Genomic DNA, 1,369 nt, shown 5'->3' on the forward strand with positions numbered 1-1,369 from the left:
GAGCCTGTCAGAATTTTAGTGTGCCGAGGTCATGAGACGATAACGGAAATAACGTCCTATGACCGAAGCAACCGTGACCAAGAAGAGCAAGAACCCGAAGGCGCCGAAGCTGTTCCCTGACGAGCTGATCGATCAACTGCTGGCGCAGATTCAGAACAAGGATGCCGAGTCGGTTCTCGGCGAATCGGGCCTGGCCGGGCAACTGAAGAAGCAACTGGCTGAGCGCATGCTGGCAGCGGAGCTCACGCATCACCTGGATAACGAGGCTGAGCAAGGCAAGGCCGGCAACCACCGCAACTGCACGAGCCGCAAGACGGTCATCACGCCCAACGGCGAACTGAATCTGGACATTCCGCGTGACCGGCAGGCGACGTTCGAGCCGCAACTGGTGGGCAAATACCAGCGCCGGCTGCCGGGCTTCGACGATCACGTCATCAGCATGTACGCGCGCGGCATGAGCGTGCGCGAGATCCAGGGCCATTTGCTGGAGCTGTATGGCTTGCAGGTGTCACCCGATCTGATTTCGACCGTCACCGATGAGGTGCTGGCCGAAGTCGAACAGTGGCAGCAACGCCCCCTCGAGGCGATGTATCCGATCGTGTATTTCGACGCGCTTCGGCTGAAGATCCGCGACGAAGGCACGGTCAGGAACAAGGCGGTGTACCTCGCGCTGGGCATTCGGGCCGATGGCCGCAAGGAAGTGCTGGGCCTATGGATCGAGCAGACCGAGGGCGCCAAGTTCTGGCTGAAGGTCTTCAACGAACTGAAGAACCGCGGCTTGCACGACGTCCTGATCGCTGTCGTCGACGGCTTACGCGGCTTCCCCGAAGCGATCGAAGCGGTGTATCCGGCTGCCCAGATCCAGACCTGCATCGTGCATCTGATCCGCAATTCGCTGAATCTGGCGAGCTGGAAGGACCGTAAGCCACTGGCAACCGCGCTCAAGCCGATCTATCAGGCCGCTACCGCCGAAGCCGCCGAGGCGGCGCTGCAAGCCTTCTCTCAAAGCGAATGGGGCAAGAAATTTCCGACGGTCGCCGCGATGTGGCAGCGCCAATGGGAGCAGGTCATCCCGTTCTTCGCCTATCCCCCGGAAGTACGCAAAATCATATACACGACAAACGCGATCGAGAGCATGCACATGCAGCTTCGCAAGATCGTCAAGAACCGCGGTCACTTCCCGAGCGACGAGGCCGCCAGCAAACTGCTGTACCTGGCCTTGCGCAACATCGAAAAGGATTGGAAGATGCCACCTATAACCTGGCGGCAAGCAGTCAATCAGTTCGCCATCCTGTTCGGCGAGCGATTCACCGCCGCCATCAGCTGAGATTTTTAACCGACCTCAGCACACGAAATTCCTGACACCTCC

The 1,369-nt window shown here is 59.5% G+C and carries 1 protein-coding gene; it reads left to right on the plus strand.

The window, feature by feature from the left end; all coding sequences use genetic code 11:
• The first annotated feature begins 58 nt into the window (after nucleotides 1-58).
• Nucleotides 59-1,327 (plus strand): IS256 family transposase, encoded by a 1,269-nt coding sequence (locus AC57B6_RS24020; RefSeq protein ID WP_496422230.1) that lies wholly within the window; start codon nucleotides 59-61, stop codon nucleotides 1,325-1,327.
• The last annotated feature ends 42 nt before the right edge of the window (nucleotides 1,328-1,369 follow it).

Source organism: Paraburkholderia sp. BGA-UO-ETr-F12 (assembly GCF_059567945.1).

What these genes read in the sequence shown, in the direction of transcription:
- AC57B6_RS24020 (WP_496422230.1), top strand. Translation starts at nt 59, where the DNA reads ATGACCGAAGCAACCGTGACCAAGAAGAGCAAGAACCCGAAGGCGCCG.